General features: G+C 50.6%; 11 protein-coding genes. 6 read left to right on the forward strand and 5 right to left on the reverse strand.

Going from position 1 to position 11,430, the window contains the following annotated elements; genetic code table 11:
- Nucleotides 1-44: 44 nt before the first annotated feature.
- From R3B84_21715 to R3B84_21730, 4 genes are all read right to left on the reverse strand, one after another.
- Nucleotides 45-296: a hypothetical protein gene (locus tag R3B84_21715; GenBank protein MEZ6143191.1), complete on the reverse strand. Its 252-nt coding sequence runs from the start codon at nt 294-296 to the stop codon at nt 45-47.
- Nucleotides 297-339: 43 nt separating this feature from the next.
- The gene (locus R3B84_21720) at nt 340-1,224 is read right to left on the reverse strand and encodes a hypothetical protein (protein MEZ6143192.1); all 885 of its coding nucleotides are present in this window, start codon (nt 1,222-1,224) and stop codon (nt 340-342) included.
- 139 nt (nt 1,225-1,363) lie between these two features.
- Nucleotides 1,364-2,116, reverse strand: coding sequence for a hypothetical protein (locus tag R3B84_21725; GenBank protein ID MEZ6143193.1), 753 nt, complete (start codon nt 2,114-2,116; stop codon nt 1,364-1,366).
- A 25-nt stretch (nt 2,117-2,141) separates the two neighbouring features.
- Nucleotides 2,142-3,761, reverse strand: coding sequence for a hypothetical protein (locus tag R3B84_21730; protein MEZ6143194.1), 1,620 nt, complete (start codon nt 3,759-3,761; stop codon nt 2,142-2,144).
- 440 nt (nt 3,762-4,201) lie between these two features.
- Between R3B84_21730 and R3B84_21735 the strand changes: the two genes are divergently transcribed.
- The 6 genes from R3B84_21735 (at nt 4,202) to R3B84_21760 (ending at nt 10,925) form a co-directional block, all read left to right on the forward strand.
- A complete protein-coding gene (locus R3B84_21735) occupies nt 4,202-5,581 on the forward strand; it encodes a protein kinase (GenBank protein MEZ6143195.1) in 1,380 nt (459 codons plus the stop codon).
- 282 nt (nt 5,582-5,863) lie between these two features.
- Complete coding sequence (locus tag R3B84_21740) at nt 5,864-6,904, forward strand: hypothetical protein (GenBank protein ID MEZ6143196.1); 1,041 nt, start codon at nt 5,864-5,866, stop codon at nt 6,902-6,904.
- Nucleotides 6,905-7,075: 171 nt separating this feature from the next.
- Nucleotides 7,076-8,500 (forward strand): hypothetical protein, encoded by a 1,425-nt coding sequence (locus R3B84_21745; GenBank protein MEZ6143197.1) that lies wholly within the window; start codon nt 7,076-7,078, stop codon nt 8,498-8,500.
- A 227-nt stretch (nt 8,501-8,727) separates the two neighbouring features.
- Nucleotides 8,728-9,333, forward strand: a complete 606-nt coding sequence (locus tag R3B84_21750; GenBank protein MEZ6143198.1) for a zeta toxin family protein — start codon at nt 8,728-8,730, stop codon at nt 9,331-9,333.
- Nucleotide 9,334: 1 nt separating this feature from the next.
- Nucleotides 9,335-9,547, forward strand: coding sequence for a hypothetical protein (locus R3B84_21755; GenBank protein MEZ6143199.1), 213 nt, complete (start codon nt 9,335-9,337; stop codon nt 9,545-9,547).
- A 259-nt stretch (nt 9,548-9,806) separates the two neighbouring features.
- A complete protein-coding gene (locus R3B84_21760) occupies nt 9,807-10,925 on the forward strand; it encodes an acyltransferase (GenBank protein MEZ6143200.1) in 1,119 nt (372 codons plus the stop codon).
- 94 nt (nt 10,926-11,019) lie between these two features.
- Here the strand turns inward: R3B84_21760 and R3B84_21765 are convergent, their stop codons facing one another.
- The gene (locus tag R3B84_21765; protein ID MEZ6143201.1) at nt 11,020-11,364 is read right to left on the reverse strand and encodes a histidine triad nucleotide-binding protein; all 345 of its coding nucleotides are present in this window, start codon (nt 11,362-11,364) and stop codon (nt 11,020-11,022) included.
- Nucleotides 11,365-11,430: the final 66 nt, after the last annotated feature.

An 11,430-nucleotide genomic window follows, 5' to 3' on the forward strand; every position in this document is an offset into this window, starting at 1 on the left:
AAAAATTCGATCAATGACGATTGATGAAGACGATAATGGTCAAATTACATACCCGGGGCGGGTGCAGGGGCCGGGGCGGGACCACCACCTGGTGTGGGGCGTTGCAGTGGGGTGGTCTGTTTGCCTAATTTTGCCCCTGGAACATCAATTGTAATTGGTTCTGGTGCTGTGCCCAGCTCTTTCACATCAAGAGCCATGAGGACAGTCGCTCCCACAAGTGCCAAAAATGATATCGCCAGCAAGCCGGTGTAGGCATCGTTGCGAGGTTTCGCACTTGTTTCTTTAATTCTGGCCATCGTCCCACTACTCCCAAGTAATGCAAATCGAGCTGAGATTCAATTATCGACCTTTGGAAAATCCTGTGGTGACCGGATCACCTTTCTGCAGGATGTAGCGGCTTCGTGCCGGAGAAAATTTACCCGCTGAGAACTTCGGTTCTACCTGGGTTAATGTTAATTCGCCAAGATACAGATCGTCTCGATAGACAATCAGAACGTTACCGATGGACAAGCCAGAATCGGAACCAATCGAAACAACGGCAAGACCAGAGCTTGCAGTGCCCACCTCAACCACTTTCCCACTGACATTCAGTGGTGCGGGTTTGGCAGGAGGATTCAGCACCGAAGAAGAGAGTGTGCCAGAAGCACCCCCCGCAAATACCGAACGGGTTTCCAGTTCGTTATAACGCTGTTGCAAATCACCTAATTCGCGGCTGACGTTTCCTAACTTGGATTTCAGGGTTTCTGCTTCCAGTTTCGCTTCCACGAAGAGTTTCTTTTCTGCGTTGGTTTTGATGATCTGGTTTGCCAATTCCTGCTGCAGTTTGAAATTATCCTTCGCCATCACATCGCGTTCTTCACGCAATTGCTTCATTTCCGATTCAAACTTCTGCACCAGAGTGGTATCGGTAACTGAGGTCGCTTTGGCATCTGCAATTTCTTTATCTTTTGCAGCCAGTTGAGCCTGAAGTGCGGTAAATTGCTGTTTCAGAGTTTCCAGTTCAGTAGTTTTGCTGCTGTTGGTATCGGCAATTGCTTTCAGATCGTTGTCGTGGGCCGATTTTTCTTTCTTGTAGGCCACTTCAGCAGCTTCTGCCTTCACTTTCATGTCATCGTAAGCTGCTTTCCAGTTCGCACGGGTGGTGAGTACGTAGACAATCATTGCACCGGTCGCCACGCTAAGCAACATGATCATGAAAACGAGGATTTTCCCGAATACGGTCATTTTACTTTCCTCCGACGCACGGATGCCACCAGCCGCTACGCTTGAATCCTAATAATTGTTTGAACTTCCCCAACTGTCACCAATAACGCAAGTTTGACTGCTGTCAACTGATTTTTTTCGGAAGTTAAGTGTAAGTTACTCAACGCGAACCATTGTTAGAAGAAGTTTTTAGTTGTTCCAACTCTGATTTGCGGTTGCTCATTGAATTAAACCGCTTAATCAGCAGAACCGATTCTGCACTACGGTTAGTTACGAAGGAAGCGATGTAGTCCGCCTCTGCAACTGCACTTTTCGCGATATCGTTCTGTTCATTGATCTGCAGTCGAAGCCCTTTCACAAATGGATCGACTGTCCCCACGATTTCATCGTTGACGATTTTACGCTCCATCAGGTACTTCTGGTTCTGTACCTGTTCCATTTCAATCGATTCAAAGGTGGTGGCCAGTGCCTGGGTATACTGGGCAATACTTTGTCCATCCACACCTGCACGAAACTGGTAGGCAGGTCGTTGGGTGGTGGGGCGAATATCCAGATAACCGGTGGCATTATCAAACACCATTTGTGCTGCGGGCGTTGCAGAAACCATGCCAGCAGTATTTCTGCCAGTGCGAATCGTGGAGATCATTTCCACATAAAAATCGCGACGGGGATATTTTTCATTCCCTTCCAGATTCACAATCGTGGAATAATTCCGCGACCAGCGATACTGGGCAAGGTGGGCCGCCATCTGGTAGTTTTTGATGTCGGTTTCCGATTTCTGAATGATCCCCTTGGTTTCCGGAGTCGTGGAAGTCCATTGCACCCGCTGTGTGTACAGCATGGTGGCCCACAGCAGCAGGGTAATGCTGGCCATGGTGAAGAGCATTACGAATGTTTTGCCAATAAACGCCATGAGTGGTGCACCTTCACTGCTCTGTTTAGTTGTTCGATTCCATGCGACGTAATTCTTTTTCCAGGCTCAGGACACTTTCCCGCAGATCCCGCAGATTTTTCTGAGCATCAAACAGTTGCTGCTGAACGACGGCCAGATCTTCCAGTGTCTTTTTGGCGTCTGCTTTCGCATTCACCAGATCATCACGCAGTTTGTCCCGTTCGGTAATCCGTTCCTGCAGCAGATTATTGTTTTCTTTGGTAATTGCCTGCTGGCGGGCGAGACTGGCTTCTGCAATCTGGAGTTTGCTGTCCAGTTCGCGGCTTTGCTGAACCAACCCGACATACTGGGAAAGAAATTGAGCTTCTTCCTGTGCCAGCAATTTCAACTGTCGCTGAGCAGCGGCTTCATATTCACTGGCTTGCGCTTCTGCCACCACAACATAGGTGGGCAGGCCCACAATTGTAGCAACGCGGCTGTGCCATGCTTTACGCGCGGTGGTCACTGGATTTGCCGGATCGATGAACAGGTGCCGATCAGCGTCAATATGGTAGAGCACGTGGGCAATCCGGCGTGCCTTTTCCCCCTGGGGATACCCTTTTTTTGCTTCCTTGGTGCGGGCAGGCAGAATCCCTTCCTCAAACTTCTGATTCAAAAGTGCTGCCGCACACTCATCTACTTTTTTCACCAGAGAAGTATCATCATTGGCAATCATTACCAATTGCGTTGCCGTTTTCAGTGCGGCCTGTTCCGAATCAGTTACTGCCAATCCGGTCAAATACTTTTCAACTGACACACGAGCGCCTTCAATCTGCTGTAAGTTGCTGAGTGGGTTCACCAGCAGATCAACGATATTGGCAAATATCTCTGCATCGACTGTGGCAAGTGCCACAATCGCGGCTTTATCCCCCGCACCGATGGCGGCGTTTTGGTTCAGTTTCGTTCGGACTTTCGCTACTTCCTGCTGAATGGTGCTGGCAGCCTGTGCGTCGCCAATCGCTACTGCGGAAGGTGCCTGGCCGTAGACATACAATTCAATTTCTTTGCGAAGCTGCAGAATCTGGGTATTGCGGGTTGCCACGTCGGCAATTGCCATCGGATCACCCAATTGCTGAATTTTCGCTAATAATTTCAACGCTTCCGTTTGGGCGGGTAACTGAGCGACCCCAGCCAGATCAACCCGGGCATAATCCCGACGGCGTGGGTCGAGCATATCAAACAATGCTGCAACACCATCCCGTTCCAACCCGGTGCGTGCCAGATTATTCAACAGCACCCGAGTGCGGTTCCTTTTGGCAGCATCGTCGGCCAGTGCGGCAATCGCGTCATTCACTTTTTTCTTCAGGCGGGTCATTTCTTCCGTCTGATCGGCAACAAAATCCCCACCGAAAACATCATCTCCAGGTGGGATAATTTTCTTTAAGGTGTCTTCTTTGACTGTTTCAATGAAAACTCCCTCATTTAATTGCATCTGAAAAGGCTTGTAACCTTCTGGCACGGTAGCACCCGCAGCAGCTTCCAATGGGATGCCTTGCATCACCACTTCATTTCGGAATGCTACATAGGACAGTTCCTGACGAACTTTCCAGTTTTCGAGCGCAAAATAGCCAAAAGCTCCCGCAGCGAGGAGGTTGAACAGAATTAGCAACTTCCCAAGGAGCCCCATGACCCATCTCCCAGTGCACTGTCGAGGATTCTCATTAAAATGGCAAAATCGCCATACACCAGCAAATCGGTGCCACCAATACTATTCGTGGGAATAGTAAGTTCATTTTAACCGATAAACTGCACGAATAAACCCTCTGGTTTATCTATTTTGTGATTTTGACCGAATTGGGGGCATTCGACAAGCAAAACTTACGAATGTTTTGTCAGGTAATTTCAAAATAGTCCGGTTAAATCGAACATGTGGATTATAGACGACCGATCAATCCATGTGCTAGACTACTACAAGAAGAATGTACTGGGGTGGGACTCGCATTCAAACATCCACCTGATTGTACTTTAATATAATTAATTTGATAACCAGTTGTTTATCTTTTGTTGGTTCCTAATCAACAACTTGTGAAACAAGGATTGCGAACTGGGTTTCGGAGCACCTACACGATGTCTACCAAGCCGAAAGCTCCGATGCTGCAGGAGTTGGGCGAATACGATATTATTTCGAAAATCGCCGAAGGGGGCATGGGGGCGGTATACAAAGGGAAGCACCGCACCACACAGGAAATTGTGGCAATCAAGGTGCTTCCTTCCGTTACTGCCCAGAATCCCGTGCTGGTGAAACGCTTTGAACAGGAATTTCGCACCGCCAAAGCTCTGAACCACCCAAATGTGGTCCGTGCAATCGCATATTGCGGCAATCCTCCCACCCCATATCTGGTGATGGAATTCGTTGATGGTGTTTCATTGGGTGCGATGGTCGACCGCGATGGACCCATGAAGGAAAAAGACGCCCTGCGGATTATTGCCCAGGTTTGCCAGGGACTGCACCGTGCCCACAAACAGAAACTGATTCACCGCGATGTGAAGCCGGACAACGTGCTGGTCAATCGGGAAGGACTCGCCAAGCTGACTGATATGGGCCTGGTGAAAGACATCGATAATGAAGTAAATCTCACAAAAACAGGCCGTGGGCTGGGCACCCCAAATTACATGGCACCGGAACAATTCCGCAACGCCAAGAACGTTGATGTGCGGTGCGACGTCTATTCTGCGGCAGCCACACTGTACACCATGGTTACAGGTGAAATTCCGTTTGGAAAAGTCAGTCCGCTGGATTGCTGGATGAAAAAAATCCGGAATGAACTGACAGCACCGCGTGATTTGAATCCCGCATTATCCGAACGGGTGGACTGGGCCATTCGTCGGGCGATGAGTGCCGATCCAGACAAACGACCCGCATCATGCAAAGAATTTATCGAAGATTTAACTGGCACCAGCATTCGCCCACAGTCGAAGGGGGGCACCCAGGAAAGCCAGAACGACATTTTCTATCTTTCCTACCAGGATGAAACAGGCGAAGCACACACCGTGAAAGGGTCTCCAGATGGGATTCGCAGAGCGATCCAGGAAGGTATTCTGGGAGACATTCGCCTGATCCGTGCGGGACGCTCGAAATCAGGCCCGTTTGCTGGCCTCGAAAGTTACGCAGAATTTCGCGATCTGGTCATCGAACCAGCACCGATGAACATCCCTGGCATGAAACCGATTGGGTCCGCACACTCTGCACCACCACCTGCGCAGACAGCTTCTCCAACGTACGATTATGCTCCTACAACGGCCCACCCTGTCAGTGCGTACGATGAACCCACGACTGCGTATCAGCCCCAAAGCACCCAAAAGCCGTTTTTTAATCTAACACCAAAGCAAACGTCAGAACAAGAAATCTCCACCCAATCCAGTTGGTGGGTTTGGGTGCTGATCGTGGGCCTGGGAATCCTGATTGCAGTTGGCACTGTTGTGCTGCTTCCGATGCTGAAAGGCTGATAGATTCTCATTTTATTCTCATTTCTTGCCTGACTTTTCCCGGCAATAACTTACATGTCAGCTAAATTTGCTCAAACCAGTCAATTCATAGCTGGCAGAATGGAGAATCTGGGCAATTTCCTTCCCACGCAATTATGCCAATTATCGTGAGATTGCCGGTTTTCTTCAAAGTCCGACCATTGCTAATTCCGAAGGTAATTCTGGAGAATCTTGTATTTCAGGCCGTGCGGGCTGTCCGCCCTACGGCGCTTTACCGGACTAGAAGTCCGAAGTGGGCATGTTATGAAGCGAACTGCGGCAGCATTCATGTTGCTCGCCGGCCTTGGCGGGTGCATGACGACCAAACAGAAAGATCAACCCGTTGGGGAGCAGCTTTCATTCGGTCGCGTTACACGTCCTGCACAAGTTGCAGGTGTTACTGGACCCTACGGCGAACCTTTCACGGTGAAACAAGCCAATCTGGTGGTGCGTGGCAAAGATGCAAATCTTCGCAACGCTGCCTACCAGGGTGATGGTGCCAACAACATCATGTTGGCAGGCGGTGCAGGTGGTTATGGTTCCCCGGGCCTGAAGGCTCGTGGTGGCTATGCACCTGTGGGTCCGGAAGGTCCTGGTTTTTACCCTGGCCGTGGCATTCTGCCCGTACCAGGTGCTGCACCGTTCGGTGCGGTGGCAGCCATTGGTGCCATGCCCCCAGGTGGGATGATGGCTCCCATCAACGCACGTACCAGCATTCGCTTTGGCGATCCTCTGGACATGAAAGTGGGCTGGATGAATCCAGACGGCACCGTCAAGGAAGCCCTGGTGACACCCGCACGGTACAATTTCCTGCAAGGTGGCATCTACCGCTTGAAATTGAGCAATATTCAAGGTCGACCCGGCCTGGAACTGTACCCCACGCTCGAAGTGAATCCTGCTTCTGAGAAATCAGCAGTATTCCTCGACCATAACTCGGTTCCATTGTCGTTCACCGATGATGACTTCGAGCAAGTGGCCGCTGGTCACTTCCTGGTGAAAGTGGTGTATCTGCCTCATCCTCAATTCCAGGATCTGGCCGATGTGGGTACGCCCGAAGTGATTTCGGTGCGACTGGAACCCGGAACCGATCCGATTGCCGAAGCCCGCCGTCGTGGTGATATTCTGCTGATCGTTCGCATGGGTAACATCGATCTGGAAGCGCCGAATACTCCGCCATTGACTGCACCCAGCCCCTTCGCACCACCCGCTGGCTTCCCGATGCCTGGTGGTCCTGGTGGCCAAGGTGGCTTCCCACCAGCAGGTCCGATGGGCCCACCTCCAGGTGGTCCGGTTCCTCCTCAGTAATGTCGGCAGGAACAGCGTTTCATGAAGTGTCTTGCAACAACAATGGGGAGCAGGTAACGAGGTGGGCATTCTCATCTCTACCTGCTCTTTTTTTGGTTACCCACTGCCTTTGTGGGTAACTCAAGGAATCCTGGTTCTCGACAGAACCAACAGTATTGGGGAACAATTGCGATGAATATCGGCATGCTAGCACTGTTGGCAACGGTAGGTCAGGCACCATTTACGCCACCACCTGCCTTACCCGGTGCACAATATCTGTATGTCCATGCCACAGGACCTCAAGGAAGCACGGTCACCTGGCAACCGGGTACGCCCATTGCCACCAAAGTGAACGGTGCCGTAGGCCTTCGGCCCGGCTATCCATTTCGGATGAAATTGTCCGATTTGCCGGATCGCCCTGGCGTGGAATTGTTCCCCACCTTCGAAGTACGTGGGACGCTGGTACCACGTCCGGGAATGGATGTCAGCAAACATGCCGTTCCGGTAATATTCAGCGACCGTGATATCGAAGATGCCACCGCTGGCCGGTTGGTGACCAGGTACTTTTATCTGGAAAATCCAGAGTTTGCCGCTGCCAATGCTACGGGCGAACCAGTGGAATTCACCGCACCGACCGAAACGGAAGCGTTGAAGCAAGCCCGCCAGTTGGGTCGAATGATGCTGATTGTTCGCCTGGGTGACCGCACCTTCGATTCGGAAGAATTGATGCGGTTTAATATTCCCGAAACCGTCTGGTTTCCCGGGGTAAAAGAACCGGGCTTTCCACCGATTCCACCGATGCTGCCATTTGGGAATTTCCAACTGTACGACCCGATCATTGGTGCGAAAGGTGCCAGCGAAGAGTGTCTGCACGATGGTGGCGATGTGCTGCAGAGCATGGGGATCGGCCACCGCGGCGAGATGCTGGGGGTGGATCCATCCGATACCGCGATGAAGTTTACTTCCCGTGGCATGACTCGCATTGCACCGTCGAACCGTGTCTGCATTTGTGTCCCACGATTTGCCAACGTGCGGGTACTGCGGGGAATCGATGCGATGCACCTGGCCCAGATGACTTATCTGTCGGCTGGATTACGCAGTCCGGTGATTGTGGTAAAAGATGATGCCCCACTGGTGGCAGTGAAGATCGATCCACTGGCAGGATTCCGTAACAGTATCCGTGCCACGGGTGTGCAGCAAACAAACGCCCCACTCGAATTGCAGCAACTCTGGGGCCCACCCGCGGGTGTATCGACGGTGAAGGGTGTGGCAGCGCTGGCGCAAGTGCGTAGCCCTGAAGAAATTACGTCGCTTCCTGGTTGTGGCCTTTGGTTGCAGAAAAGCGTCAATCCGGTGAATCCGCAAAAGATTGGCGAAATTGTTACTTTCACCCTGAAGTTTACCAATCCATCGGCAGACGAAATGACCGATGTGGTCATTGTGGACAACCTGACCACTCGACTCGAGTTTATTGAAGGCTCGGCGAAATCGTCCCGCCCTGCGACGTTTACTGCCACCCCGAACAAGGCCAATTCGGTCCTGTTACGCTGGGCAATTGATGGCCGCCTGGGACCTGGCGAAACAGGCACCATCACCTTCCAGGCCCGCATTCGCTAGGCCAATTTTCTCATCAGCACGGTTGCGAAAACCAACGGTCCATACCTGGGGTGGGGATGGCACTTTTCCAACATTTGCTGGATAAAATGCTGAAAACGAACTTGTTTGTCTAGTCACCGATATGTTTCTCGGCATGGAACATGTTCTCGATGGACCTGATGCTTCATTTGCAGTCGGTCTGGTTCCAGAGGCATTATTAGAATGAAAATGACAGGCTGTTGGAAAGTATGGTAACCGATCAACTGGGACAAATTGACTACAAACCCACCGTTTATGTGATTTCTGGTCCGAATGGAGCGGGGAAGACGACCTTTGCCACCGAATTTCTACCTCATTTTGCCCACTGCCGCGAATTTTTGAATGCCGATCTGATTGCGGCTGGCCTGTCTCCGTTCCATCCGGAATCACAGAATGTGCGTGCCGGAAGATTATTGCTCGAACGAATTGCCGAAATCCGGGAACAGAAACTGGATTTTGGATTCGAGACAACGCTTTCAGGCCGCACATATATGAGAGTTCTTTCAGATTTACAGACGAGTGGTTACCGCATCGAATTGTTCTTTCTCTGGTTGCCCAGTGCCGAAATGGCAGTTAATCGGGTGGCCAATCGCGTGAGACAAGGTGGGCATAATATACCAGTGCATGATATTCGCCGCCGCTACAAAGCGGGTTTGCGAAATCTGTTTCATCTCTACCGAGAACGTGTTGATTGTTTCTGGCTTTACGATGCATCATCGATGAACCCAGAGCCGATTTGTTGTGAAGTAAATGGTAAACTAACAAAAGTAAATTCCAAATTGTTTGACACAATTGAAATACAAGCCGGGGAATAACATGCAAACGCCTGAGATTCCTATCAATCAGGAAAAGATCGATGCCGCGTTCCTGCAGGCATCGCGGAAGGTGGTGGAGCGTGCGATTAATACGGGAACACCTGTGATCATCTGGGAAGATGGTGCGTTGAAAGAAGTGGACCCCAGCACGTATTTGAATGGACCTTTATTTGCCCCACCAGTGGAGAAGCAGGGCCCCACCACAGATTCCTGAAGTGGGTATGAAAATTCAGCAATCCTTGCACAGAAAGTGGATTTTCGCTACGGTTTAATATTTCAAAAATGCCATATTGTAAAATTATGATTTACAGCTATTTCTTGGCAATAACATAATTTCATGTCAAATATTGATGCATCAATCAATTAATCGGGTGGAATCGATTCCGGAACACTGTTCTAGATTCATCAATACAAACTTGTTACAGATTTCTGAAAACAGCACCGAAAAAAGTAAATGATTCCCCCGGTGCGAAATGACTGTTCAAGGTGCCGAAGCCGATATGACATGGGCGAATTATCTTGCGAATAAGCATTTTGGCACCCTCGATGGCCTGCGGTTCATCAGTATTGTGGCGGTGGTGGGCTTTCATGTCGAGCCGGAATTGTTATTTGGGCTGTTCAAACGCGGTTTTCTTGGCGTTGATCTCTTTTTTGTGATCAGCGGCTTTCTGATCACCACTCTCCTGCTACGGGAGCAGCAGACTGCAGGCAAAATTTCTCTCCGGCAGTTTTACATCCGGCGAACCTTGCGGATTTTCCCACTGTATTATGCAATTCTCTTCGGTCTCATCGTTCTCCTTTTGCTGTTGGCGGCGATCGGAAAATCCCCGTCATTTGCGCCCAGTTTCTGGCACTATCTGCCATATAACCTGACATTTCTGGCAAACTGGGTCATCCAGCCGGGCCTGCTGAATACTCTCTGGTCGCTCGCCACTGAAGAACAGTTCTACCTGGTCTGCCCACTGATGCTGAAATATCTCCCCAGGTGGCTGACCGTTGTGCTGCTGACACTTTTTTTGGTGGGTAATCAACTGGTCAATTTTGGAGTGCTGGATTACTGGATATACACGGAATGGGACGCACCTCCAACGTTGTATATTCTGCAGTGCACCTACACCCCACTGATTCTGGGGGTTTTTCTGGGCTTCGCACTGCACCACCCAGGTGGGTATCGGGTGTTTCAATACCTCACCGTGGGGCGGTTTGGATCGATGGTCTGGCTGGCAACCCTTTATGCTCTAATGATCTTGTGCCCATCAGATCTTTCTGGCTGGCCAAGACTGTCGATTCAACTGGTAATGATGCTTCTGGTGGCGGCATCCGTGCGAGATGAGAGGCACCATCTGTCCCACCTGCTTCGGTGGGGGCCTGTGGTCTATGTGGGTAAAATCAGCTACGGAATCTACCTGCTGCACCTTTTTTCCATGGCGGTAGCTTCGCGGTTGTTGCAGAAACTCGAATGGGAAACGGCTGGTTTGCAAACTGCACTGACTTTACTGCTTTCAATAGTCGCAGCGGGCATCAGTTTCCGCTATCTCGAACAGCCATTCTTGAAACTCCGCACCCGATTCACCCCACCCCGCAATGGGTGAAAGTGCATGTGCTCTTGACTGGAATGACCTGAATAGTGGTGAAACAACTTGAAATGCAATTTTAGCCAGGCAGTAAAGATTTGTCAGTGCTCGTTTACCCCGGGGGCCAGGCCAGTGGTCGGCCACCCAGCAGGTGCATGTGCAGGTGGGGCACAGTCTGCCCACCATGTTCGTTGCAGTTCAGCACCAGGCGATAGCCTTCGTGCAGACCCAACTGCTGCACAAGTTGATTGGCAATCAGGTGCATATTCCCAATGACCAGCTGATCATCCGCAGTCAGATCATCGTGGGTGCGAATGACTTTCTTCGGTATGATCAGCACATGCACGGGTGCCTGGGGATTAATATCGTGAAACGCCAGGCACTGCTCGTCTTCATAAATGATTCGTGCGGGAATCGTTTTATCGATAATCTTCAAAAAAAGATTGTCTGACAGCATGGTAAGACTTCCTGTTCAAGTTTCAAAAGATTCTTAGTGATGAACCCAAGCCAAGATGATTTTTTC

It is taken from the genome of Zavarzinella sp. (assembly GCA_041399155.1).
Taxonomy (GTDB): domain Bacteria; phylum Planctomycetota; class Planctomycetia; order Gemmatales; family Gemmataceae; genus JAWKTI01.

What these genes read in the sequence shown, in the direction of transcription:
- R3B84_21740 (MEZ6143196.1), top strand. Translation starts at nt 5,864, where the DNA reads ATGAAGCGAACTGCGGCAGCATTCATGTTGCTCGCCGGCCTTGGCGGG.
- R3B84_21735 (MEZ6143195.1), top strand. Translation starts at nt 4,202, where the DNA reads ATGTCTACCAAGCCGAAAGCTCCGATGCTGCAGGAGTTGGGCGAATAC.
- R3B84_21755 (MEZ6143199.1), top strand. Translation starts at nt 9,335, where the DNA reads ATGCAAACGCCTGAGATTCCTATCAATCAGGAAAAGATCGATGCCGCG.
- R3B84_21715 (MEZ6143191.1), bottom strand. Translation starts at nt 296, where the DNA reads ATGGCCAGAATTAAAGAAACAAGTGCGAAACCTCGCAACGATGCCTAC.
- R3B84_21765 (MEZ6143201.1), bottom strand. Translation starts at nt 11,364, where the DNA reads ATGCTGTCAGACAATCTTTTTTTGAAGATTATCGATAAAACGATTCCC.
- R3B84_21760 (MEZ6143200.1), top strand. Translation starts at nt 9,807, where the DNA reads ATGACTGTTCAAGGTGCCGAAGCCGATATGACATGGGCGAATTATCTT.
- R3B84_21720 (MEZ6143192.1), bottom strand. Translation starts at nt 1,224, where the DNA reads ATGACCGTATTCGGGAAAATCCTCGTTTTCATGATCATGTTGCTTAGC.
- R3B84_21725 (MEZ6143193.1), bottom strand. Translation starts at nt 2,116, where the DNA reads ATGGCGTTTATTGGCAAAACATTCGTAATGCTCTTCACCATGGCCAGC.
- R3B84_21745 (MEZ6143197.1), top strand. Translation starts at nt 7,076, where the DNA reads ATGAATATCGGCATGCTAGCACTGTTGGCAACGGTAGGTCAGGCACCA.
- R3B84_21750 (MEZ6143198.1), top strand. Translation starts at nt 8,728, where the DNA reads ATGGTAACCGATCAACTGGGACAAATTGACTACAAACCCACCGTTTAT.
- R3B84_21730 (MEZ6143194.1), bottom strand. Translation starts at nt 3,761, where the DNA reads ATGGGGCTCCTTGGGAAGTTGCTAATTCTGTTCAACCTCCTCGCTGCG.